Source organism: Pseudonocardia sp. P1 (assembly GCF_000178675.2).
In the GTDB taxonomy this organism is placed as follows: domain Bacteria; phylum Actinomycetota; class Actinomycetes; order Mycobacteriales; family Pseudonocardiaceae; genus Pseudonocardia.
Genome location: NZ_ADUJ02000001.1, coordinates 2,388,442 through 2,409,390, shown reverse-complemented (window position 1 = coordinate 2,409,390; position 20,949 = coordinate 2,388,442). Strand labels below are relative to the sequence as shown.

The window sequence follows — 20,949 nt, the reverse complement described above, 5'->3', positions numbered from 1 at the left end:
GCCGCCCTAGTGGTGGTCGTGTCCGGCCCCGGCACCGCCCGGCGCCGGCGGCGGGACCGCCGCCGGGGCGCCCGGTAGCGGCGCTGCGGGGGTGGGCCGGACGCCGTCGGACCCGGGCGCGGCCGGCTCGGCCGGGACGGCGGGCACCGGGACGGCAGGGCTCCCGCCGGCCGGGGGGATCCCGGCCTCCGGAACGGTGGGCGCCTCGCTCGTGACGACGACGGCGCCGGGCGGCGTCCCGCCGGAGGTGCCGTAGAGCAGCCCGCCACCGGCGGCGGCCGCCACGACGAGCACGCCCGCGCCGAGGACGACCCGGCCGCGACGACGGCGGTCCGGCGCGGCCGCCCCGCTCCCGGCACCACTCGTTCCACCGGCCTCACCCGGATCCCTCGTTCCACCGGCACCACCCGGGCCGCCGGCACCGCCCGGACGATCGGCGCTCCCCGGGCCACCGGCACGTCCCGGGGCACCGGTGCGCTCGGCGCCCCACGACGCGGCCCCGAGCGCGACGGCGTGCTCCGGGTGCCTGCCCACCGAGGGTGGCCTGCCCAGCCCGGCCACGGCCCCGGCCATCGCGGGGATCCGGGCGGAGCCACCCGTCAGCAGGACCGTGTCCAGGTCGTCCGGGGTCACGTCCGCCGAGCGGAGCGCGCGGCGCAGCACCGCGACCGTCGCACCGACCCAGGGCCGGATCATCTCCTCCAGCTCGCCGCGGGTCAGCAGGACCGCGGTCTGCACCGACGGCAGTACCACCGGGATCACCGTCTCGGTGTCGGTGGAGAGCGCCTCCTTCGCGAGGACGCAGTCCTGCCGGAGCCGGACGACGGCGGCGGCCGCCCGGGCGTCGGCCGGATCGTGCGCGGAGACCGCACCGTCCAGTGCCCGGTCGACGTGCGCGAACACCACGTCGTCGAGGCCCGCGCCGCCGAGTCCCGGTGCGCTCCCGGGCACGCCGAGGACGGTGGCCCCGGCACCGCCGACCCGCAGCACGGTCGCGTCGACGCTCCCGCCGCCCAGGTCGTGTACGGCGACGAGGGCACCGTCGGGCACCCGGCCGGTGGAGGCGAGGTGCGCGACGGCCGCCTCCGGCTCGGTCAGCACCCGGGCGTCGTCGATCCCGGCCGCCCGGTGCACCTGCCCGAACCGCTCCCGCTCGTACGGGCCCCAGGCCGCCGGGTGGGTCAGGGTGACGGTGTCCGGGGCGGCGCCCTCCTGCGTCCCCACCATCCGGAGGACGTCGCGCAGCTGGTGGGCCATCAGCTCCGGCACCGGGTGCGGGGTACCGCCGACGAGCACCGGGACCGGGTCGCCGAGCCGCGCCCCGACCCCGCGGACCACCCGGTCCGGTGCACCGGCGGCCCCGCGCTCGGCCGCGTCACCGGTCAGGACGGTCCCGTCGGGACGCAGCAGCACCACCGACGGCACGGCCGTGGTCCGGTCGCCCAGCGTCGCCGTCCCGACCCGGCCGTCCCGCTCCACCGCGGCGGTGGTGCAGGTCGTACCGATGTCGACGGCCAGGCCGTATCCCATCGCGCCCGCCCTCCTCCCCGGGGAGCCCGTCCGGCCCGGGGTCGTCACGCACCGTCCCGGCGTTGCCGGGTGCACGCCTGATTCGCCCGATCGGCCGCACCCGTCGTCGGTACCGTCGAGGCCATGACCGCTCTCCCGTCCGGCCGTGCTCGCGTGCGCGTGCTCCCGCCCGCTCCGGCACGGGCCGCGGCGATCATGCTGCTGTTCACGGCCGCGCTGTACATCGTCGAAACCGTGGATTCCGCCTCCGACGGCATGGTGGAGCGGGCCGGGGCGATCTACCCGCGCGACACCGACGGGCTCGCCGGGATCCTCACCGCGCCGCTGCTGCACGGCGACTGGGCGCACCTCGTCGCGAACACCGTGCCGTTCCTGGTGTTCGGCTTCCTCGCGATGTCCGGCGGGGTCGGGCAGTGGTTCGTGGTGACCGCGACGATCTGGGTGGTCAGCGGCGTCGGGGTCTGGCTGATCTCCCCGCTGCCGGTGATCGGGGCGTCGTCGATCGTGTTCGGCTGGTTCCTGTTCCTGCTGGTCCGCGGCTTCTACGCGCGCAATGGGCGGCAGATCCTGCTCGCCGTCGTGCTGTTCCTCGTCTGGGGTTCGCTGCTGTGGGGGGTGCTGCCGTCCGACCCGATGGTGTCCTGGCAGGGCCACCTGTTCGGCGCGGTCGGCGGCGTGGTCGCCGCGTCCTGGGTGGCGAAGGCCGACCGCCGCGCCACGCCTACCCTGGGGGTGTGAGCAGCGAGCGGGGGATCGACGCACCGATCGGGATCTTCGACTCCGGCGTGGGTGGTCTCACCGTCGCCCGCTCCGTGATCGACCTCCTGCCCGCCGAGCAGATCGTCTACGTCGGCGACACCGCGCACAGCCCGTACGGGCCCCGCACGATCGCCGACATCCGCCGGCTCGCGCTGCAGATCGGCGACGAGCTCGTCGAGTCCGGGGTGAAGGCGCTGGTCATCGCCTGCAACTCGGCGTCGGCGGCCTGCCTCGCCGACTTCCGCGAGCGCTACCCGGTCCCGGTCGTCGAGGTCGTCCGCCCCGCCGTGCGACGTGCCGTCGCCGCCACCCGCAACGGCCGGATCGGCGTCATCGGGACGCAGGCGACGATCGCCTCCGGCGCCTACGCCGACGCCTTCGACGCCGCCCGCGACACCGAGATCACCTCCGTCGCGTGCCCCCGCTTCGTCGACTTCGTCGAGCGCGGCACCACCAGCGGCCGGCAGGTTCTCGGCGTCGCCGAGGGCTACCTGGAGCCGCTGCAGCGGGCCGGGGTCGACACCGTCGTCCTCGGCTGCACGCACTACCCGCTGCTCACCGGGGTCCTGGAGATCGTCCTCGGCCCGGACGTGACGCTGGTGTCCTCGGCCGACGAGACCGCCCGCACCCTCGTGCGCACCCTGCACACCCGTGACCTGCTGCGCGACGACACCGCACCGGCGGCGGCGCACCGTTTCCTCGCCACCGGCGACCCGGAGCCGTTCCGCCGGCTCGGCCGCCGCTTCCTCGGCCCGGAGATCGGTGCCGTCGTGGGGCGGGCCGGGTCGCAGCCCCTCCCCGGGGCCGGGGTAACGTCCGCGCCGTGATCGGTGCGCTGGTCCTGGTGATCACGGTGGCCCTGTCGGCCACCGCGCTGTTCGGGCTGGTCACCACGGTGACGAACCGCCCCCCGGGCGCGGTCCACCGGATCGCGGTCGGGGTCTGCACGGCACTCGTCGTGGTGCAGGCGGCCATCGCCGCCTACCAGGTGCTCGTCGGCGGTGTCACCCTGCCGGAGCAGAGCACCTTCCTCATCTACCTCGTCGTCGCGATCTGCGTCCCGCCGGTCTCGTTGCAGTTCGCCACCGCCGAGCCCAGCCGGTGGGGCGGCACGGTGATCGCCGTCGGCGCGCTCGGCACCCTCGTCGCGGTGCTCCGCCTGCAGGGCCTGTGGGTGCCCGGTGCCTGAGCCGGGGGAGGTCCGCGCCACCGCGACCGGGCCCGGCCGCATCCTCATCGCCGTCTACGGGGTCTTCGCGGTCGCCGCGACCGCGCGGGCCGGCGTCCAGATCGCGGAACGGTTCGCCGAGGCGCCCCTGGCGTACACACTGTCCGGCCTCGCCGGGATCGTCTACGTCCTCGCCACGATCGGCCTCGCCGGGACCGGACCGGGCTTCCGGCGCCTCGCCTGGGCCGCCGTGCTGTTCGAGCTGACCGGGGTGCTCGTCGTCGGGGCCTTCACCCTGCTCGTGCCCGGTGACTTCCCGCAGGACACGGTCTGGTCCTGGTTCGGCGTCGGGTACGGCTTCATCCCGCTCGTCCTGCCGTTCGCCGGGATCTGGTGGCTGCGGCGCACGGCGCGATCGGGTTAGTGTCGCGCATGCGGCTGATCGTGCTCGGGTGCTCCGGCAGCGGTCCCGGTCCCGGCTCCCCGGCGTCCGGCTACCTCGTGGAGGCCGGTGCCACCCGGTTCACGCTCGACCTCGGCAACGGCACACTCGGTGCGCTCCAGCGGCACACCGACCCGTGGGGCCTCGACGCCGTCGCCTTCAGCCACCTGCACGCCGACCACTGCTCGGACTTCGCCTCGCTCGTCGTGCACCGCCGGTACCACCCGCGGCCGCCGTTCGACCCCGCCGGGTCCCCGTTGCCGGTGCACGCCCCGTCCGGCGCGCACGCCCGCTTCGCCCGCGCCTACGCGCCGTCGGAGGAGGAGCTGCACGGCACCGACCTCACGGACGTGTTCACGTTCCACGACCTCGCCGCAGGCGGCTCCTTCACCGTCGGCACCGGCGCGGACACGGTGACGGTCACCGCCCACCCGGTGGTGCACCCGTGCCCGTCGTTCGCCCTCCGGGTCGAGCACGCGGGGACGGTCCTCGCCTACTCCGGGGACACCGGCGCCTGCGACGGTCTCGTCGACGCGGCCCGCGCCGCCGACCTGTTCCTGTGCGAGGCGAGCTGGCCGCACGACGACGCCAACCCGGCCGGCGTGCACCTGTCCGGCCGGGAGGCCGGGGCGCACGCCGCCGCGGCCGGCGCCCGGCGGCTGGTCGTCACGCACGTCCCCGCCTGGTACGACCGCGAGGAGCTCGCCACCGAGGCGAAGGCCTCCTTCGGCGCCCCCGTCGAGCTCGCCGCCCCGGACGCCGTGTTCGACCTCTGAGCGCCCCGGGACCGGAGCGGCCCGGCGGGCCCGGCCACGGGTTCCTAGGATGTCCGGGTGACACGATCTGAGGGCAGGACGGACGGACGCGCGGACGACGAGCTCCGTCCGGTGACGATCACCCGGGGCTTCCAGAAGCATCCGGCCGGATCGGTGCTGGTGGAGTTCGGGGACACCAAGGTGCTGTGCGCGGCCAGCGTGACCGAGGGGGTCCCGCGCTGGCGCAAGGGATCCGGCCTCGGCTGGGTCACCGCCGAGTACGCGATGCTGCCCTCGTCGACCGACACCCGGTCGTCGCGGGAGTCGGTGAAGGGAAAGATCGGCGGTCGCACCCACGAGATCTCCCGCCTGATCGGCCGGTCGCTGCGCGCCTGCATCGACCTGCGCGCGCTCGGCGAGAACACCATCGCGATCGACTGCGACGTGCTGCAGGCCGACGGCGGCACCCGGACCGCGGCCATCACCGGCGCCTACGTCGCGCTGTGCGACGCCGTCACCTGGCTCGGCGAGCACGGGAAGCTGACCGACCCCAAGCCGATCTCCTGCCAGGTCGCGGCCGTGTCCGTCGGCGTCGTCGACGGCCGGGTCCGGCTCGACCTGCCCTACGAGGAGGACTCCCGGGCCGAGGTCGACACCAACGTGGTGGCGACCGAGACCGGCACGCTCATCGAGGTCCAGGGCACCGGTGAGGGCGCCACGTTCGCCCGCAAGACCCTCGACGCGATGCTCGACTCCGCGCTCGCCGGGATCGCCGGCATTGCCCGGATGCAGATCGAGGCGCTCGACGCCCCGCACCCCAAGCTCGAGTCGGAGAAGGCCGCGGCCGAGGCGGCGGAGGGCGCCGAGTGACCGCGGCCCGGATCCTGCTGGCCACCCGGAACGCCAAGAAGCTCGTGGAGCTGCGCCGGATCGTCGACGCCGCCGGGCTGGCCGGTGTCGAGATCGTCGGGCTCGCCGACGTCCCCGAGTTCCCCGAGGCGCCGGAGACCGGGGCGACCTTCGCCGAGAACGCGCTCGCCAAGGCCCGGGACGCGGCCGCCGCGACCGGCCTGCCGGCGATCGCCGACGACTCCGGCATCACCGTCGACGCGCTCAACGGGATGCCCGGCATCTTCTCGGCCCGCTGGGCGGGGCGGCACGGCGACGACGACGCCAACCTGCAGCTGCTGCTCGGGCAGACCGGGGACGTGCCGGACGACCGGCGCGGCGCCGCCTTCGTGTGCGCGGCCGCGCTCGTGACCCCGGACGGCGCCGCCGCGGACGCACCCGGCGCCGACGGCGAGACCCCCGGCCGGACCGTCGTCCACGGCACGTGGCGGGGCACCCTGCTGCGCGCGCCGCGGGGCGGGAACGGCTTCGGCTACGACCCGATCTTCGCGCCGGAGGGGGAGACCCGGTCCTCGGCGGAGCTGTCCGCCGCGGAGAAGGACGCGGCGTCGCACCGCGGGCTCGCGCTGCGCGCCCTCGTCCCGCACCTGCAGGCCCTGCTCGCCCAGGCGTGACACCGGCGGCACCGGCCCCGGGTCACTCCGGGGCCGGCTCCGCCAGAACCTGCTGGGCGATCTTGAAGGCGGAGTTGGCGGCCGGGACACCGCAGTAGATCGCGGTCTGCAGCAGGATCTCGACGATCTCGTCGCCGCTCAGCCCGTTGCGCCGGGCGGCCCGGACGTGCAACTCGAACTCGGCCCAGTGCCCGTGGGCGACCAGGGCGGTCAGCGTCACGGCGGACCGCATCCGCCGCTCCAGGCCGGGCCGGGTCCAGATCTCGTTCCATGCGTAGCGGGTGATCAGCTGCTGGAACTCGGCCGTCGTGCCGTCGACCTTCGCCAGCGCCGCCTCGACGTAGCCGGCGCCGAGCACCTCGCGCCGCACGGCGAGCCCCTCCTGGTCCAGGTCGGCGGGATCCATTCCGTCGGTCGCGGCGCTCATGACGGCACCTTCTCACGGTTCCGCGGCCCCGCCGGTGAGCGGTGCACCACCCGTTCCGGGACGTGACGACGGTCGCGGCGGCGTGCTGAGTACCGTGGCCGGAGTGCGGTGGTGGCGTCCTCTCCTGGCCTGTCTCGGGCTGGTGCTCCTGGCGAGCCTCGTCGTACTCGTGGCCCGCGCCTACGGGGTCTCCGTCGTCCCGCAGTTCGGTGAGGTGCGCCGCGTCGTCGAGGCCTCCGGGCCCTGGGGACCGGTCGTGTTCGTGCTGCTCCAGGTGCTGCTGAACGTCCCGCCGTTCCCCCGCACGGTCTTCACCGTCTCCGCCGGTGTGCTGTTCGGCGCGGTGTCGGGGACGCTGCTGACCCTGGTCGCGACCGCTCTGGCCGCGATCGTGGCGTTCCTCCTGGTCCGGGTCACCGGCGGCCGGATGGTCGCGCGCTGGGCCGAGCACCCGCGGGCCGTGTGGGTGCGGCCCAGGCTCGACCACCACGGGACCCTGGCCGTCACCTCGCTCCGGCTGATCCCGATGGTGCCGTTCGCGGCGATGAACTACCTGGCCGGGCTGTCCGCCGTGCGGTTCTGGCCCTACCTGGTCGGCACGATCCTCGGCTCCGCCCCCAGCACGATCGCGATGGTCGCGCTCGGCGACGCGGTGACCGGGCACCTGCCGCCCTCGCTGCTGCTCGTCTCGGGGGTCTGCGCGCTCCTCGGACTGGGCGGTGTCCTGCTGGCGGCCCGGCGCCCGCTGCCGGACGAGCCGGCGGCCTGACGAGCGGCGGTCTGACGAGCGGCGGCCTGACCGCCGGTCGCAGCGCGACCGTCGGGTGGTCGCCGAGCACCGGCCCGGCGACCACCCGACACGTGCCGGCGACGGGATTCGAACCCGCACTGTCGGCCACCTAAAGACCGGGCCTCTGCCGTTGGGCTACGCCGGCTCGTCCTTGCGAGTGCACCACGTCGCGGTCTGCGCGTGGCAGTTCGGGCACAGGATACGGAGGTTCTCCAGCCGGTTGTCGGTGTGGTCGCCGTTCACGTGGTCGAGATGCAGCGGCAGCGGAGCATCCCGCCACCGGCTCAGCCCGCACGTCTCGCAGTGGGCCGGCTTCAGTCCGGCGGTGATCAACCGTTGCCGGAGGTGACCGGTGTTGCGATGCGGTGAGTCGCGGACCAGGACCTCGTCGAGCGGCCGACCCTGCCGGTCCGGGAAGGTCCGGCCCCGCGCCCAGGCCCGGCCGCGGAAGTGCGACACGTCGAGGCCGAGCCGGCGGATGTGACCGACGATCATGCGGTGCATCCCGCCGCTCGGGGGGTACCCGAGTGCGCGCAGGACTGCCGACACCGAGATCGACGCCCGCACCGCCTCGGTGAGCTGCGCGTCCGTCCAGTGGTGGCGCCGTCGCGCCTCCACCGGCCCCGCCAGGTGACCCGCGTCCGCCCCGACCCGCTCGATGTGGGCCCGGAGCACGTCGTACCGGCCCGGCCGGATCCCGAGCCGCCGGCAGACCTCGGCCAGCGTGGCCGACGTCGCCACGGCCGCGACGAGCTGCTCGTCGGTCCACCGGCGGGCGCGGGGCATCACCCACCGCCCGCCGGGCGGACCCGCGGCACTAGATCTTCCAGTCCCGCCGCAGCTTCGCCACGTGCCCGGTGGCCTTCACGTTGTACCGGGCGTCGGTGACCGTGCCGTCCTCGCCGATCAGGAACGTCGAGCGGATGACCCCGGTCACCGTCTTGCCGTAGAGCTTCTTCTCGCCGTAGGCGCCCCACGCGGTGAGGACCTGCTTCTCCGGGTCGGACAGCAGCGGGAAGGTCAGCCCCTCGGCGTCACGGAACTTCGCCAGCTTCGCCGGCGTGTCCGGCGAGATGCCGAGGACGTCGATGCCCGCCCCGTTCAGCTCGGTGAGGTTGTCGCGGAAGTCGCAGGCCTCGGTGGTGCAGCCGGGCGTGCTCGCAGCGGGGTAGAAGTAGACGATCACCCTGCGGCCGCGGTGGTCGGCCAGCGAGACGGGCGTGCCGTCGGCGTCGTCGAGGGTGAAGTCGGGGGCGGGGTCTCCCGCCTGCAGCCGGTCGCTCATGACGATCAGCCTGCCACCCGGTGTGCACGCCACCGTCCCGAGCACGCCGCCTGTGGACAACTCGGCCGATCGGGGGCCGGTTGTGGACAGGTGGCCGCGACGCGCCGCCGCCGGGTGGCCACGCTGCGCGCGGGGTGCGGGCGATGGCTACGGTGTGTGCCACGCCGCCCGCGCACACCCCGGCGGGCGCGAGCAGCAGGAGATCCCGGGCGCGCTGCGCGTACCGGCCGAGTCGGAGGAGACGTGGTGGCCCGCGACCCCGAGAGCATCCAGCACGAGATCGAGCAGACCCGGGACGCGCTGGCCGAGAGCCTGGACGCCCTGGCCGACCGTGCGAACCCGAAGAACCTCATCGAGGGCGGCAAGGAGCAGGTCGCCGAGAAGCTCGCCGACCCCAAGATCAAGTACACGCTGATCGCGGTCGGCGCGCTCGTCGGGCTGGCGCTGGTCCGCTCGATCCTGCGCTGAGCCCCGCCGGGCCCGGCCGGCCGGGAGGCCCGGCCGGCGCCCCGGTCAGGACAGGGTGTCGCGGAACTCCAGCAGCGCGGCCCGGTCCACCCCGTCGGAGAGCGGCCTGCGGTAGCGGGCGATCAGCCGGGCCGCCCCGAACCCGGCGACCGCGACCAGGGTGTCCCCGCGCAGGTAGCCGAGCACGGTGCCCTTCACTGCGCCCCCGTCGAGGCCGTCGCCGTGCAGCGTCAGCACCTCGTCCGCCGCGCCCGGCCGTCCGATCAGCTGGATCTTGAGGCCGAACTGGTCGGACCAGAAGAACGGCACGGTGGCCGGCGGCGGGTCCCCGCCCGCGATGTCCGCGGCGACGGCTGCGGCCTGCTCGGCGGCCGACGTCCAGTGCTCGAGCCGTGCCCGGTCCCCGGTGCGCGGGTCGGTCCACGCCGCGGCGTCCCCGACCGCCCAGACACCGTCGAGCCCCTCGACCCGGCCGTGCTCGTCGCACGGGATGCCGCCGGACAGGTCCGGCCCGCTGCCCTCGAGCCAGCCCAGGTCCAGCCGCCCGCCGATCCCGACGACGGTCTCGTCCGCGGACACCGTCGAGCCGTCGGACAGCTCGGCCCCCGTCGCCGTCAGCGACGCCACCGACACCCCGGTCCGCAGGTCGATCCCGGCGTCCGTCATCAGCCGGGCCACCAGGGTGCCGCCCCGCTCGCCGAGCAGGCGCTCCATCGGCACCGGCGCGGTCTCGACGACCGTCACCGCCAGCCCGCGGTCGACCGCGGTGCTGGCCACCTCGGCGCCGACGAACCCGGCCCCGACGACCAGCAGCGACGAGGCGTCCGCCAGTGCGTCCCGCAGCCCGTCGGACTCGTCGACGCTGCGCAGCACGTGGATGGATCCGGGCTGGCCGTCGAGGGTGCGGGAGGTGACACCGACGGCGAGCACGATCGCGTCGGCGTGCAGGGTGGCGCCGTCGTCGAGCTCGACCTCGCCCGGCCGCAGCGCGACGGCGGCGCGCCCGAGGTGGGTGCGGACGCCGAGCTCCTCGAGGTCGTCCTCCGAGGCCAGCTCGATCCGCGACCGGTCCCACTCACCGGCGAGGTACTGCTTGGACAGCGGCGGCCGGTCGTAGGGGAGGTGCTCCTCCGCCCCGACCAGGCTGAGCCGGCCCTCGTAGCCCGCCCGGCGCAGTCCCTGCACGGTCCGCAGGCCGGCCAGGCCCGCTCCGATCACCAGCACGTGTTCCGGCACGCTCATCGCGCTCCTCCCGATCGCGCCGCGGCCAGCCGCGCCACCGCGGTCCCTCGCACAGGATCTTCGCCGACACCGGCCGGCCCCGTCCGCGCGGGGCGGGGTCTACAGCGTGCGGTCGTCGGGTTCGAGTCGGTTGCGCAGCCGGGACAGCGTCTGGGAGAGCAGCCGGGACACGTGCATCTGCGAGATCCCGACCTCGTTCGCGATCTGCGTCTGGGTCCGGTTCCCGAAGAACCGCAACATGACGATCGTGCGCTCGCGCGGCGCGAGCTCGGCGAGCAGCGGGCGGAGCGACTCGCGGTAGTCGACGCGGTCGAGCTCGGCGTCGGCGTCGCCCACGAGCTCCCCGACGGTGGCGCCACCGTCCTCCGAGGACAGCATCTCGTCGAGCGACGAGCTGCGGTAGGCCTCGGCGGCTTCCAGCCCCTCCAGCACCTCCGGTACGGGCAGGCCGAGGTGCTCGGCGATCTCCGAGGGCCGCGGGGAGCGGCCCAGGGTCTGGGACAGCTCGGACACCGCCCCGTTGATCGAGACGTGCATGTCCTTGAGCCGGCGCGGGACGCGCATCGACCAGCTCTGGTCGCGGAAGTGCCTGCGGACCTCGCCCGAGATCGTCGGCACCGCGAACGAGAAGAACTCGCCGCCCTTGTCCGGGTCGAACCGGTCGATGGCGTTGATCAGGCCGACGGTGGCGACCTGGACGAGGTCGTCGAGCGGTTCGCCGCGGTGGTTGAAGCGGCGCGCGATGTGCTGGGCGACGGGCAGGTACCCGGTGACGAGCCGGTCGCGCAGCTGCTCCCGGCGCGGGTCGTCCACCTCGAGGCCGCTGTACTCCGACAGCAGCGGGGTGAGGTGTGCGTACTCGGGGTCCGCCGTCACAGGCCGGGTCCGGCGAGCTTGTGCAACCGGATGGTGAGGGCGGAACCGCCCCCGTCCTCCTCACCGGTCTCGACCGCGACCTGGTCGGCGAGGGTCTGCAGCACCCGCCAGCCGAAGCTGTCGGTGGGCAGCTCCGCGTCCGCTCCGGTGTGCACCCGTGCGGAGACGTCGATCCGCTCGCCGTGGACGTCGAACGTGCAGCGCAGGGACGATCCGGGGGCGGCGAGCCCGACCAGCGTCGCGCACGCCTCGTCGACCGCCATCCGCAGGTCGGAGATCGCGTCGAGGTCGAAGTCCGCGCGCGCGGCGAGGTCGGAGGCGACTGCACGGACCGTCGGGATCAGCGCGGCGCGTGCCGCCGTCCGGATCTCGACGGTGGCGGCGCCGGATGCCTGGTCGGTGGGAGCGCTCGAGGTGTCCTCGTGGGCCACGCTGGGTCGTCCTTTCGGTCGGTGTCGCGCCCGGCGCCACCGGCGCCGGCCGTCGGGCGGGTCCCCGTCGTGCCGGGAGTGCCCCGCTCAGGGCCCGGGTATGCCGGTCTGGTCGGCCAGGACCGTGAAGAGCTGGGCGGAGCCGGTCACCTCGAGCGGTCGCAGGACCGCCCGGTTGGTGGCGACGACGTAGAGACGCCGGTCGTCACGGGCGGCCCGGCGTGCGGTGTGGATGAGGACGCCGAGCCCGCTGGACGCGAGGAACGTGACGCCCTCGAGGTCGACGGCGACGTCGCGGTCGTCGCCGTCGCCGTTCGCGGGACGGTCCAGCAGTTCGTCGAGCGCGACGCCGAGCCGGGGCGCGGTCAGCGTGTCGACCTCGCCGCGGACGGTGAGCACGGTGAGTCCCCGGCGGGGGGACGAGAACGTCACGCCGAGGTCGGCGCTGTCGTCCGGGTGCTCGACGCCGTCCCCGCGGGACGGCGGCGGGGATCCGGGCAGGGGGATCACCTCCGGGAACGGGCGCGCCGAGGCGCGTCGTCGGGGCGGGTGCCCCCGCCGTGTTCTCGACGGGGTCTCGCAGGTACGTGCGCGGCTCCGCCGGGCGGGACCGCGCGACCAGACGATACCGGCCGGTCCCGGCGCGCCACGGACGGTGTCCGGCCATCGGCGCGCTGGGCCGTCCGGGTGGTCCGGGGCGCCGTCGGGCGGGGACGTGCCGGGTGGACGCCCCGGTCACGCAGGGTCAGGCCGGTGCCGCCGGAGGGGTGACGGCTCACCGGTGTGCCGTTCCGCCACCCGAGGGATCACATCGACCGCCGGGCGGGCGTACGGCACCGCTCGACCGCCGGACCGCCGGCGGAGACCGGCGGCCGTCGGCGGCGCCGGGCGGTACCGCGTACCAGCGGATGTGATCGTGGGCGGCGCCGTCCACGATCCGCTCGCGGCGCGCGTGACCCCACTCGTCCGTACGGGGGCCGGTCCGGCGCGCATCCGGGGCCGCCGCCGGGGTTCACTGTCGGCGGAGAGAGCAGATCGTCCCGGAAGGCGCGTGATCGTCGTGGTGCAGGACGTGGCCCGGCCGCGCAGGCTGGTGGCCGTCGCGCTCACCGAGTCCGAGTCCGCCCGGGCCGGGGGTGCCCTCGCCGAGCTGTCCGGCAGCGCGGGTGAGACCGACCTGCTCGTCGTCCGCAACGACCCGGCGGACCGGCTGCGTCGCGCGGAGCCCGTGGAGGCCGAGGACTACCCGGGGGACGACCCGTCGGCCGACCCGGACGACTCACCGATCACGATGCCGGTGTCGCGGATCCCGTCCGGTCCGGTGCGGTTGCACCGGCTGGGTCTGCGCTGGGTGGTGCAGGACGCGGACGAGCCGGACCTCGTGGCGGCGCTGTCCGAGCTCGTCGGGTTCGACCCGGACGGCGACACGTTCTGCGTGGCACCTGCCTCGACGGGCGCGGTCGCGGATCCGGAGATCGAGGTCGTGCGACGGGCGGTCCGCCGGGTGGCGCGGGTCTACGGGCTGCCGGTCCTGCCGTACCGCGCTCCGGGTGCCGGTGCGACGTCGCTGCCCACCTGGCTGGCCGAGGAGGCCCCGGGGGCCTGACCCGGCGCGGACGGACGGGTGCGGCGGTCAGCCGGCGGCGGCGACGAGTCCGGGGGCCTCGGCCGCGATGCGTCCGGCGTCGCGGCGTTCGAGGATCGCCCGGCGCTCGGACTCGCCGAGCCCGCCCCACACGCCGAACGGCTCGCGGCTCGCGAGGGCGAAGCGCCGGCACTGCTGGACCACCGGACAGCCCCGGCAGACCTGCTTGGCCCGCTCGGTGCGCCGGGAGCGTGACGGGTTCCGCTCGCCGTCCGGGTGGAAGAAGACCGCGCTGTCCATCCCGCGGCACGCGCCGAGGCGCTGCCACTCCCACTGGTCGTCCATCGGGCCGGGAAGCCGGGAAACATCGCTCACGTGCTCACCTCGTCGGTCGGGACCCGGCGGCCCGGGCTGACTTGTCACCCGGTTCCCGAGGGCCGCGACGGGCAAACCTCCGGCCGGGCCCATCGGTGCTATGAGGCCGTCCGGCGCGCTGGCGGGCCGGATCGGGCGACAGAGGGTCCCGAATTGTCGTCGCATGTCACGGGTGGTCTGCAGGTCCCCGCAGGTGGGCGTGACCGGACGCCCTGACACGATAGTGTGATCTGAGTCACATCGTCAGGAGTCCAGTGCCGCCTGGACTCCCTCGTGGATGTCGAACAGGTGGTCCAGACCGGCGATGCCGAGCGGGCGCAGCACCCGTCGTTCGGCGCAGGCCAGCCGGAGCTCGACCCCGGCCCGGTGCGCCTCCTCGCGGATCTCGATGAGCGCCGCGAGCCCGCTGGTGCCGAGGAACTGCACGCCGTCCAGCTCGAGCACCACCAGCGCCGCGTCCGGGATCCGGGCGGTCACCGCGGTCCGGAGCCCCGGCCCGGTGAGGATGTCCAGCTCGCCCTCGACCGCGATCACGACGACCCCGCCGGGCCGGGTCGTGGCGGCGAGCCGCAGCCCGTCGCCGCTGTCGGTGATGTCGGTGGCCCCGGTGTCCCCGGGGCCGGGTGCCGCCCCGGTCCCGCCGGATCGGCCGCGGGCGGTGCCGGGGCCGGGCGGACGCGAGTCGGTCATGGGCCGACGGTAGGCACGGTGCTGCGCCGCCGCCACTCGGAGCCGGGGACCGCGGTCCCCGGCGTCCGGTGTCAGCGGAGGCGGTGCCCACCCGACGGGGTCCGGACGGTCCGTCCGGTGCGCCCCAGCAGTTCCAGCAGCGGGACGACGACTCGTCTGCTGGTCCCCAGCGCCTGCCGTGCGGTGCTCGCGGTGAACTCCTCGCCGAGCCCGCGGAGCACCTCCAGTGCGCGCTCCGGGGCGTCGGGCAGCAGCACCACGTCGGGGGTCAGCCGCAGCAGCTCCCCGGCCCGCTCCAGCGCGGCGAGCTCGCGCTGCCCCAGGCCCAGCCCGGCCAGGCGGTCCGCCTCCGGCGCGGTGAACGGGCGCGCGGCGAGGTCCGCCCGCAACGCCGCCGCGGCCGCGAGGACGTGCTCCGGCGGGCCCGCGTCGGCGGCCGGGCGGACGCGGCCGTCGCGCACCACCAGACGGGGTTCCGCGGCCCGGGCCAGCGCGGCCTCCACCAGCCCGGCGTCGGGCAGCCCGGCCTCCCGTCGGGCCGCTGCGAGCGGCAGCCCCGGGTCGAGCGGGTCCGACGCGTCGTGCGCGGCCACGGCCCGCTCCAGCGCGGTGACGGCCGCGTCGGCCGCGACCGGATCGAGCAGCCAGCCGGCCGCTCCCGGCACCCGGGTGCCCAGCGCGGCGACGGCGGCGGCCGGTACGCCCCACCGCACGAGGTCGGCCGCCGGTACGGCGCCGCGCCGGGCCAGCTCCGCCGCGGCGTCCGGGACGCCGGTCGCCGCCGCCAGCTCACCCGCCCGGCGCCGCGCGGCGCCGCGGCGGCGCAGCGGGGGCGGCGCCGGGTCCAGGACGGTCACCCCCGCCACGATCCGGTGCGCCCCGGGATCGCGCAGCACCGCGCGGTCGCCGATCCGCAGCGGCAGCGGGTGCTCCGGGCGGATCCGGACGACGTCGTCGCCGAGCGGCCGCACCCGGACCGGGACGGCGGCCGAGCCGGCGTGCAGGGTCAGCCCCGTCGGGGAGGTGAGCTCCGGCGGCGGCCCGCCGACGCCGTGCAGCCGGACGTCGGCCTCGGTGGTGACCGGCCACGCGCCGCGGGCGAGCAGGACGTCCCCGCGCCGCACCCGGTCCCGCGGGACCCCGCGCAGGTTGAGCGCGACCCGGGCGACCGCACCGGCGGCGTCGACCGGGGCACCGAGCTCCTGCACCGCCCGCACGGTCACGACGTGCCGGCCGTCGGCGCCGTCGAGCTCCAGCTCGTCGCCGGTGCGCACGGTGCCGCTGCCGAGCGTCCCGGTGACGACGGTGCCCGACCCGCGGACGGTGAAGGCCCGGTCCACCCAGAGCCGCGCGGCGCCGTCCGGGTCGGCCGGGGGCAGCGCCGCGACCAGCTCGACGAGGGCCGCGCGCAGGGTGTCGAGGCCGTCCCCGGTGGCCGCGGAGACGGCGACGGCGGGCCACCCGCCGAGCCCGCGGGCGGCGAGCCCGGCGCGGGCGTCGTCGAGGGCCAGCTCGGGGTCGAGCAGGTCGGTCCGGGTCACGACGAGCAGCCCGCGGGTGATCCCGGCGGCGGCGAGTGCGTCGGCGTGCTCCCCGGACTGCGGCATCCAGCCCTCGTCGGCGGCGACGACGAACAGTGCGGCCGGGACCGGACCGGCACCGGCGAGCATGGTGGTCACGAACCGTTCGTGTCCCGGGACGTCGACGAACGCCACGGTGGCCGGCCCGTCCTTCCCGGTCAGCGTGGTCCAGGCGAAGCCGAGGTCGATCGTCATCCCGCGTCGCCGTTCCTCGGCGTAGCGGTCGGGCTCCATCCCGGTGAGCGCGCGGACCAGCGTCGACTTGCCGTGGTCGACGTGCCCGGCGGTGCAGAGGACGTGCACCTACCGGACCTCCCGCACCGCGCGGGCCAGGACGGCGTCGGCCGCCGGGGGCAGCGCCCGCAGGTCGAGCAGGCAGCGGTCGTCGGCGACCCGGCCGAGCACCGGCGGGTCCCCGGCGCGCAACGCCGCGGCGTAGCGGGCGGGGAGCGCGATCCCGGCGCTGGCCAGCTCCACCCCGGGGGCCCCGCCGCCACCGACCCCGGCCACGGTGTCGACGGCGGTGGCGTCGACACCGTCCGCGGCGAGCGCGGCGGCGAGCGCGTCCGCCCGGCCGCGCAGTGCGGCCGGATCGGCGTCGAGGAACTCCCGGACGGGGGTCGGCGGCCCGGCGACCGAGGCCTCCAGCGCGGCGAGGGTCAGCTTGTCGACCCGCATCGCGCGGGCCAGCGGGAACCGGCGGACGGTCTCGACCAGTGCCGTCCCGCGTTCCCCGCCGCCGAGCAGCAGGCCGGCCTGCGGCCCGCCGAGCAGCTTGTCGCCGGACGCCGTCACGAGGTCGGCGCCGTCGGCGAGGGTCCCGGCCGCGTCCGGCTCGTCCGGCAGCAGCGGGTGCGGGGTGAGCAGTCCTGAGCCGATGTCGGCGACGACCGGGGGCCCGAGCCCGGCCAGCTCGCCGATGCCCACCGTGGAGACGAAGCCGCTGACGACGAAGTTCGACGGGTGCACCACCAGCACGAACGCCGTGTCCGGGCCGATCGCGTCGGCGTAGTCGCGCAGGTGGGTGCGGTTCGTGGTGCCGACCGGGCGGAGCCGGGCGCCGGTCGACTCGATGAGCTCCGGGATGCGGAACCCGTCGCCGATCTCGACGAGCTGGCCCCGGGACACGACGATCTCGCGGCCGGTCCCGGCGAGGGCCGCGCAGACCAGCGCGAGCGCGGCGGCGCCGTTGTTGGCGACCCACGCGGCGCCCGCACCGGGGACCGCGTCGCGCAGTGCTGCGACGGCCCCGGCGCCGCGGGTACCGCGCCTGCCGGTCGCGAGGTCCAGCTCGACGTCACAGGTTCCGGCGGCGGCACCGAGCGCGGCGACGGCGGCACCGGAGAGCGGGGCCCGGCCGAGGTTGGTGTGCAGCAGGACGCCGCTGGCATTGAGCACCGGACGGATCGTGGTCGCCGCCGCCGGGAGCGCGGCCAGCACGTCCGTGGTGACGTCCGACGGGTCGATCTCGCCGTCGCGGGCGCGCTGCTGGGCCGCGGCGACGGCGCGCTTGACCCGGGCGCGGCCGAGCCGGTCGATCGCGCCGGCGAGCTCCGGTGCGGCGAGGACGGCGTCGGTCCGCGGGATCCGGCGGCGCGGGTCCGCCGCGGCGTGGCGCGCGGTGGTCATCGCCGCACGGTAGCGCTCAGCCGGGGCCGGTGTCCCCGGACGTCCGGGCGGGCTCGGCGTCCCCGGCCCGCGGGGTGCCCTCCGCGGCGGAGCCGTCCTCAGGGCCGTCCTCGGGGCCGTCCTCCGCACCGGCGACGGGCGCGCTGTCCGCCGCCCGCTGCTCGGGCAGGGACACCGCGGGAAGGTCCCCGGTCGCGGGCTCGGAGATCGCGGGCTCGGCGGTGGCGGGTTCGGCGGGGGCCGGCTCCCGCAGGGTGTGCGCACCACCGCCGCCCGGCGCGCGGGCCGGGGGGACCGCGGGCGGCGGGTCGGTGTCGCGGGAACGCCCGGGCGACGGACGCGCCGGCCCGTCGAGCCTGCCCAGCTCCGCGCCGAGCAGCGAGTGCAGCCGCGCGATCTCGTCGCGCACCGAGCTCCGCAGCTCGGAGACGTGCGCGTGCATCGACGCCGCGGTGTCGGCGACCAGCTCGGAGTTCCGGCGGGCCGCGACCCCGGCCGCCCGCTGCCGCTCGTGCTCACCGGCGGCGTCCACCGCGAGCCGCTCGGCCTCCGCCCGGGCCGCAGCGGTCGTCCGCTCGGCCTCGGCGTGCGCCGCCGCCGTGATCCGGGCAGCCTCGGCGAGCGCCTGCCGGCGCAGCTCGCCCGCTTCCTGCTCGGCGGCTCGGCGCCGCTGCGCCGCCTCGTGGTCGGCCATCCGGAGCACCTTGTCGGCGCGCATCCCGAACGTCTCGGCCGGCCGGGCCCGGGCCTCGTCCAGCGCGGCGGCGAGTGCGTCGGCCCGGCGGACGGCCTCGTCCCGGGCGGCCTCGGCCCGGACACGGGCGCGCTCCGCGTCGGCGAGCCGGGTGCCGGGGTCCTCGGGGGCCTGCTCGCCGCCGGTCACCTCCGCCCGGGCGCCGTCCCCGCCCCGCGACGGGGACGGGCTGCGCCGGGGGAGATCGGGGGCGGTGTCCCCGGCGCGGGTCGTCTCGTCGTCGCGGACGTCCTCGGCCACTCCGTCGTTGTCGACCACGTCGCCGCTCGTCCTCCTGTCGTGCTCCGGTGCGGAGCATCGCCGGCCTGTCCGGCCGGGTCGTTCTCGTGCCCCGCGCTCACGGTGGGTCAGTGTCGTTCGCCGGACCGTGCCCGGACAGCCCCCGTTCGGCGGACGGATCCGGCGCGGCGACCGACGGCGCGCTCCCGACGGTAACTCCCGGGGGGCGGGTAGCGTTCCCGAGGTGACCAGGTCGTTTCCGAGGGGGGAACGCATGTCCGACCGTGCGACCACGCGCCGGCTCACCGAGTACAGCCACGGCGCGGGCTGCGGGTGCAAGCTCGGCCCGGGACAGCTGGCCGAGGTGCTCGCCGGGGTGACCCCGCCGTCGCACCCGGACCTGCTGGTGGGGACGGACACCGGGGACGACGCGGCCGTCTGGCGGCTGTCGCCGGACCGTGCGCTGGTCGCGACCACCGACTTCTTCACCCCGATCGTCGACGACGCGCGCACCTGGGGGGCGATCGCCGCGACCAATGCCGTGTCGGACGTCTACGCGATGGGCGGCACCCCGCTGTTCGCGCTGAACCTGGTGTGCTGGCCGTCGGAGGACCTCGGCCCGGACGTGCTCGCCGAGGTGCTCGAGGGCGGCGCCGGCGTCGGCCGGGACTGCGGGTTCGCCGTCGTCGGCGGGCACACGATCGACGACCCGGAACCGAAGTACGGCCTCGCCGTCGTCGGGGAGGTCCACCCGGAGCGGGTGCTGACCAACGCGGGCCTGCGCCCCGGCGACGAGCTGGTCCTGACCAAGCCGCTCGGGATCGGCGTCGTCACCACCGCCGTGAAGCGCGGTGTCCCGGCCGCGGTCGAGGCCGCCGTCGCCGCGATGACCACCCCGAACGCCGACGCCGCGCGGGCCGCCCGGGACGCGGGTGCGACCGGCTGCACCGACGTCACCGGCTACGGGCTGCTCGGCCACCTCACGAAGATGACCGTCGCGTCCGGTGTGGACGCCAGCGTCGACGCGGGCGCCGTGCCGCTGCTCGACGGCGTCCGGGAGCTCGTCGCCGGCGGCGTCGTCCCCGGCGGAACGCTGCGCAACCGGCAGTGGGTGGACGACCGGATCGTGCGCACGTCCGCGTCCGACGACGAGGTGCTGCTGCTCTCCGACGCCCAGACCTCCGGCGGGCTGCTGTTCGGCGCCGCGCCCGGCGCCGCGGGCACGGCCGTCCGGTGGCTGCGCGAGCGGGGGCACCCGGCCGCAGTGATCGGGTCCGTCACCGCGGGGACCGGTCTGGTCCACGTCTAGGGTCGGACGGGTGGAGCCCGTCGACCGCAGCTGTGCCCGCACCCGAGCCTGGACCGACGAGGCGATGCGCCGGGTCCAGGCCGACGCGAACCGCTCCGCCGACACGCACCTGCACGTGCTCGACCTGCCCGCCGAGTGGGGCGTGCACGTGTACCTCAAGGACGAGTCGGTGCACCCCACCGGGAGCCTCAAGCACCGGCTGGCCCGGTCCCTGTTCCTGTACGGGCTGGCGTCGGGCTGGATCACCGAGGGGACGACGGTCGTCGAGGCCAGCTCCGGGTCGACGGCGGTCTCCGAGGCGTACTTCGCGCGGCTGCTGAGGCTGCCGTTCGTCGCGGTGATGCCGCGGTCGACGAGCCCGGAGAAGGTCGCGCTCATCGAGCGCGAGGGCGGCCGTTGCCACTTCGTGGAGCACGGCGGCCAGGTCTACGCCGAGGCCGAGCGGCTCGCCGCCGAGTCCGGCGGCCACTACCTCGACCAGTTCACCTACGCCGAGCGGGCCACCGACTGGCGGGGCAACAACAACATCGCCGAGTCGATCCTGGCCCAGCTCGCCGAGGAGCAGCACCCGGTCCCGGAGTGGATCGTCGTCGGTGCCGGCACCGGCGGGACGTCCGCGACGATCGGCCGCTACCTGCGCTACCGGCGGCTGCCCACCCGGCTCGCGGTCGTCGATCCGGAGGGCTCGGCGTTCCTGCCCGGCTGGCTGGCGGGCGACCCGGCCCACGAGACCGGGGTGGCGTCGCGGATCGAGGGGATCGGCAGGCCCCGGATGGAGCCGAGCTTCGTGCCGTCGGTGATCGACCGGATGTTCCCGGTGCCCGACGCCGCCAGCGTCGCCGCCGCCCGGCACCTGCGGGACCGCACCGGCCGCTGGGTCGGCGGCTCGACCGGCACCAACCTCTGGGCGGTCTACCAGCTGGTCGCCGAGATGCTCCGCAGCGGTCGCTCCGGCAGTGTCGTCACGCTGATCTGCGACGGCGGCGAGCGCTACCGGCACAGCTACTACGACGACGGCTGGGTCGCCGCGCAGGGCCTCGACCTCGCCCCGCACACCGCGGCCCTGGAGACGTTCGTCGCGACCGGACGGTGGGAGCCGCCCGCCTGACACC

The 20,949-nt window shown here is 76.2% G+C and carries 25 protein-coding genes and 1 tRNA gene; 12 read left to right on the top strand and 14 right to left on the bottom strand.

The features are described 5' to 3' along the window. Positions 1 to 6 precede the first annotated feature (6 nt). Positions 7 to 1,530, bottom strand: a complete 1,524-nt coding sequence (locus tag PP1_RS10625) for an Hsp70 family protein (RefSeq protein ID WP_075314009.1) — start codon at positions 1,528 to 1,530, stop codon at positions 7 to 9. A 123-nt stretch (positions 1,531 to 1,653) separates the two neighbouring features. Between PP1_RS10625 and PP1_RS10620 the strand changes: the two genes are divergently transcribed. The 7 genes from PP1_RS10620 to PP1_RS10590 are packed head-to-tail and all read left to right on the top strand — an operon-like array spanning position 1,654 to position 6,177. Continuing rightward, positions 1,654 to 2,268 carry a rhomboid family intramembrane serine protease gene (locus PP1_RS10620; RefSeq protein ID WP_029239133.1) on the top strand — a complete coding sequence of 205 codons (615 nt, stop codon included), beginning with the start codon at positions 1,654 to 1,656 and terminating at the stop codon, positions 2,266 to 2,268. After that, entirely contained in the window at positions 2,265 to 3,116 is an 852-nt protein-coding gene (gene murI, locus PP1_RS10615; RefSeq protein ID WP_010224051.1) for a glutamate racemase, read from the top strand. Before PP1_RS10620 ends, murI begins: the two co-directional genes overlap by 4 nt. After that, complete coding sequence (locus PP1_RS10610; protein ID WP_010224053.1) at positions 3,113 to 3,478, top strand: hypothetical protein; 366 nt, start codon at positions 3,113 to 3,115, stop codon at positions 3,476 to 3,478. Before murI ends, PP1_RS10610 begins: the two co-directional genes overlap by 4 nt. Further along, the gene (locus PP1_RS10605) at positions 3,471 to 3,881 is read left to right on the top strand and encodes a hypothetical protein (RefSeq protein ID WP_010224055.1); all 411 of its coding nucleotides are present in this window, start codon (positions 3,471 to 3,473) and stop codon (positions 3,879 to 3,881) included. Before PP1_RS10610 ends, PP1_RS10605 begins: the two co-directional genes overlap by 8 nt. 8 nt (positions 3,882 to 3,889) lie before the next feature. Then, positions 3,890 to 4,675, top strand: a complete 786-nt coding sequence (locus PP1_RS10600) for an MBL fold metallo-hydrolase (RefSeq protein ID WP_029239134.1) — start codon at positions 3,890 to 3,892, stop codon at positions 4,673 to 4,675. Between the two features lie 57 nt (positions 4,676 to 4,732). Next, positions 4,733 to 5,524, top strand: coding sequence for a ribonuclease PH (gene rph / locus PP1_RS10595; protein WP_029239135.1), 792 nt, complete (start codon positions 4,733 to 4,735; stop codon positions 5,522 to 5,524). Then, a complete protein-coding gene (locus PP1_RS10590) occupies positions 5,521 to 6,177 on the top strand; it encodes a non-canonical purine NTP pyrophosphatase (RefSeq protein ID WP_075314010.1) in 657 nt (218 codons plus the stop codon). Before rph ends, PP1_RS10590 begins: the two co-directional genes overlap by 4 nt. Positions 6,178 to 6,199: 22 nt before the next feature. Here PP1_RS10590 and PP1_RS10585 read toward each other — a convergent pair whose 3' ends face one another. Beyond that, entirely contained in the window at positions 6,200 to 6,604 is a 405-nt protein-coding gene (locus tag PP1_RS10585) for a carboxymuconolactone decarboxylase family protein (RefSeq protein WP_010226235.1), read from the bottom strand. An 82-nt stretch (positions 6,605 to 6,686) separates the two neighbouring features. Between PP1_RS10585 and PP1_RS10580 the strand changes: the two genes are divergently transcribed. Continuing rightward, complete coding sequence (locus PP1_RS10580; RefSeq protein WP_249265943.1) at positions 6,687 to 7,373, top strand: TVP38/TMEM64 family protein; 687 nt, start codon at positions 6,687 to 6,689, stop codon at positions 7,371 to 7,373. A 93-nt stretch (positions 7,374 to 7,466) separates the two neighbouring features. On the opposite strand, the gene PP1_RS10575 is transcribed toward PP1_RS10580, so the two are convergent. The 3 genes from PP1_RS10575 to bcp form a co-directional block, all read right to left on the bottom strand. After that, a tRNA-Leu gene (locus PP1_RS10575) sits at positions 7,467 to 7,539 on the bottom strand. Continuing rightward, entirely contained in the window at positions 7,530 to 8,180 is a 651-nt protein-coding gene (locus PP1_RS10570) for a transposase (RefSeq protein WP_010226239.1), read from the bottom strand. Before PP1_RS10570 ends, PP1_RS10575 begins: the two co-directional genes overlap by 10 nt. Positions 8,181 to 8,211: 31 nt before the next feature. Continuing rightward, positions 8,212 to 8,679: a thioredoxin-dependent thiol peroxidase gene (gene bcp, locus PP1_RS10565; RefSeq protein ID WP_010226241.1), complete on the bottom strand. Its 468-nt coding sequence runs from the start codon at positions 8,677 to 8,679 to the stop codon at positions 8,212 to 8,214. 246 nt (positions 8,680 to 8,925) lie between these two features. On the opposite strand from bcp, the gene PP1_RS10560 reads away from it, so the two are divergent. Further along, positions 8,926 to 9,147: a DUF3618 domain-containing protein gene (locus PP1_RS10560; protein ID WP_029239290.1), complete on the top strand. Its 222-nt coding sequence runs from the start codon at positions 8,926 to 8,928 to the stop codon at positions 9,145 to 9,147. 45 nt (positions 9,148 to 9,192) lie between these two features. Here the strand turns inward: PP1_RS10560 and PP1_RS10555 are convergent, their stop codons facing one another. The 4 genes from PP1_RS10555 to PP1_RS10540 all read right to left on the bottom strand — a co-directional run bounded on the left by PP1_RS10555 (position 9,193) and on the right by PP1_RS10540 (position 12,206). Continuing rightward, complete coding sequence (locus PP1_RS10555; protein WP_010226245.1) at positions 9,193 to 10,389, bottom strand: NAD(P)/FAD-dependent oxidoreductase; 1,197 nt, start codon at positions 10,387 to 10,389, stop codon at positions 9,193 to 9,195. A 99-nt stretch (positions 10,390 to 10,488) separates the two neighbouring features. Continuing rightward, the gene (locus PP1_RS10550; protein WP_010226247.1) at positions 10,489 to 11,265 is read right to left on the bottom strand and encodes an RNA polymerase sigma factor SigF; all 777 of its coding nucleotides are present in this window, start codon (positions 11,263 to 11,265) and stop codon (positions 10,489 to 10,491) included. Continuing rightward, positions 11,262 to 11,696, bottom strand: a complete 435-nt coding sequence (locus tag PP1_RS10545; RefSeq protein WP_010226249.1) for an ATP-binding protein — start codon at positions 11,694 to 11,696, stop codon at positions 11,262 to 11,264. Before PP1_RS10545 ends, PP1_RS10550 begins: the two co-directional genes overlap by 4 nt. 87 nt (positions 11,697 to 11,783) lie before the next feature. Continuing rightward, the gene (locus PP1_RS10540; protein WP_010226251.1) at positions 11,784 to 12,206 is read right to left on the bottom strand and encodes an STAS domain-containing protein; all 423 of its coding nucleotides are present in this window, start codon (positions 12,204 to 12,206) and stop codon (positions 11,784 to 11,786) included. Between the two features lie 541 nt (positions 12,207 to 12,747). Here PP1_RS10540 and PP1_RS10535 point away from each other — a divergent pair. Then, positions 12,748 to 13,302 carry a hypothetical protein gene (locus PP1_RS10535; RefSeq protein WP_010226254.1) on the top strand — a complete coding sequence of 185 codons (555 nt, stop codon included), beginning with the start codon at positions 12,748 to 12,750 and terminating at the stop codon, positions 13,300 to 13,302. Positions 13,303 to 13,329: 27 nt separating this feature from the next. Here PP1_RS10535 and PP1_RS10530 read toward each other — a convergent pair whose 3' ends face one another. From PP1_RS10530 to PP1_RS10510, 5 genes are all read right to left on the bottom strand, one after another. Further along, a complete protein-coding gene (locus tag PP1_RS10530) occupies positions 13,330 to 13,656 on the bottom strand; it encodes a WhiB family transcriptional regulator (protein ID WP_029239291.1) in 327 nt (108 codons plus the stop codon). Between the two features lie 243 nt (positions 13,657 to 13,899). Continuing rightward, a complete protein-coding gene (locus PP1_RS10525; protein ID WP_010226258.1) occupies positions 13,900 to 14,346 on the bottom strand; it encodes an STAS domain-containing protein in 447 nt (148 codons plus the stop codon). Between the two features lie 71 nt (positions 14,347 to 14,417). Continuing rightward, a complete protein-coding gene (gene selB / locus PP1_RS10520; protein ID WP_075314011.1) occupies positions 14,418 to 16,229 on the bottom strand; it encodes a selenocysteine-specific translation elongation factor in 1,812 nt (603 codons plus the stop codon). Further along, positions 16,230 to 17,555 carry an L-seryl-tRNA(Sec) selenium transferase gene (gene selA / locus PP1_RS10515; RefSeq protein ID WP_075314012.1) on the bottom strand — a complete coding sequence of 442 codons (1,326 nt, stop codon included), beginning with the start codon at positions 17,553 to 17,555 and terminating at the stop codon, positions 16,230 to 16,232. It lies immediately after the preceding gene. A 16-nt stretch (positions 17,556 to 17,571) separates the two neighbouring features. After that, a complete protein-coding gene (locus PP1_RS10510; protein ID WP_060633804.1) occupies positions 17,572 to 18,567 on the bottom strand; it encodes a hypothetical protein in 996 nt (331 codons plus the stop codon). Between the two features lie 235 nt (positions 18,568 to 18,802). On the opposite strand from PP1_RS10510, the gene selD reads away from it, so the two are divergent. Both selD and PP1_RS10500 read left to right on the top strand, forming a co-directional pair. Further along, the gene (gene selD / locus PP1_RS10505; RefSeq protein ID WP_010237680.1) at positions 18,803 to 19,837 is read left to right on the top strand and encodes a selenide, water dikinase SelD; all 1,035 of its coding nucleotides are present in this window, start codon (positions 18,803 to 18,805) and stop codon (positions 19,835 to 19,837) included. Positions 19,838 to 19,901: 64 nt separating this feature from the next. After that, the gene (locus PP1_RS10500) at positions 19,902 to 20,945 is read left to right on the top strand and encodes a PLP-dependent cysteine synthase family protein (protein WP_083697305.1); all 1,044 of its coding nucleotides are present in this window, start codon (positions 19,902 to 19,904) and stop codon (positions 20,943 to 20,945) included. Positions 20,946 to 20,949: the final 4 nt, after the last annotated feature.